Consider the following 741-nt stretch of genomic DNA (forward strand, 5'->3'; position numbering starts at 1 on the left):
TGGCCTCCTCGATGAGGGAGATCAGCGGGGTGGCGGCGGGGACGGCGACGTCGACTCCCCAGCGCTCGTCGAACAGCCAGGCGTTCTCGGCGTCGTTGACGCGGGCGGCGACGCGGTCCACGGCGAACTGCCGTTTGGCGAGCAGGCTGACGACGAGGTCGGCGGTGAGGGCACCCGCGTGCTCCAGGAGGGCGGATCCGCAGGCGTCTCCGGCGATCAGACGGAGGACGAGGCGGCCTTCCAGTTCGGCGATGCGGTCGCCGTCGGCGTCGATCAGCGTCACATCGTTGTGGGCGGCGGTAAGCACCTGGGTGATCTTGGCCAAGGCTTGCATCGCGAGCTCCAAGGCGCTCGGGAACATGTCGGCGGCTACGGGCTCCATGTGGGCGCCAACCACCATCCTTGGACCTGCCTGCCGCAGCCGCCAGGGCCGTCCGGGCCGGGTATCCGGGCCGTTCGGCCGCGGACACCGTGACACCGCTGCGGGGCCGGTGGACCGTCCGAACCCGTCATGGCCGGTCCCGGGTCTCCTGCGCCGCAGTCGCCCGTGTCACCAGCCTGATGGCTGAGGCCGCCCGGCGCCACGTCACCGCTCATCGGCCGGTCGGCCCTCGTGGCGGCCACAAGCCCCATGGCAGCGGCGAGTGACCGGGGCGAGTCTGGAGACGGAAGGCAATGGCGTCCGGACGTGGGAGACACGATGAGTGGTCTGGTGGTCGTGGGTGTGGACGGGTCGGCGTC

Annotated in this window: 1 protein-coding gene; it reads right to left on the bottom strand. The window is 71.4% G+C overall.

Features of this window, described 5'->3' with window-relative positions; all coding sequences use genetic code 11:
- A partial coding sequence (locus tag RB628_RS41045; RefSeq protein WP_318325724.1) for an NAD-binding protein occupies window positions 1-334 on the bottom strand: 334 nt, incomplete at its 3' end.
- Window positions 335-741: the final 407 nt, after the last annotated feature.

The organism is Streptomyces sp. ADMS (assembly GCF_033441795.1).
In the GTDB taxonomy this organism is placed as follows: Bacteria; Actinomycetota; Actinomycetes; order Streptomycetales; family Streptomycetaceae; genus Streptomyces.